The 308-nt window shown below is 76.9% G+C and carries 1 pseudogene; it reads left to right on the top strand.

The features are described 5' to 3' along the window. Positions 1 to 308: pseudogene (locus D474_RS28425) on the top strand (L-aspartate oxidase); the annotation flags it as partial.

Genomic DNA, 308 nt, shown 5'->3' with positions numbered 1-308 from the left:
CCCCGCCCCGGCCTGCGCTCCACCGCCGTCATCGTCCGACAGGAAGGCGACACCCCCGTGACCGCACTCGAGGCCTCCGAGCCCTCCCTGCCACCCGCCCTGCGCGCCGAGCTCGACAGCATCTCCTTCCCCCTGGCCGCCCCCGAGAGCGAGCGCGACCCCGCCGCCCGCGCGGAGTTCACCCTGCCCTGGACCGCGCCCCACCAGTCCCACGTGGACCTGGTCCGCCGCGCCCTGGCCGAGGACCTCACCGCAGGCCCCGGCATCGACGTCACGACCGTGGCCACGACCCCCGCCGACCAGGTCCG

This window comes from Nocardiopsis salina YIM 90010, from assembly GCF_000341025.1.
GTDB classification, from domain to species: Bacteria; Actinomycetota; Actinomycetes; order Streptosporangiales; family Streptosporangiaceae; genus Nocardiopsis; species Nocardiopsis salina.
The sequence above is the reverse complement of the archived record's forward strand: the minus strand, read 5'-3'. Positions and strand labels throughout refer to the sequence as shown.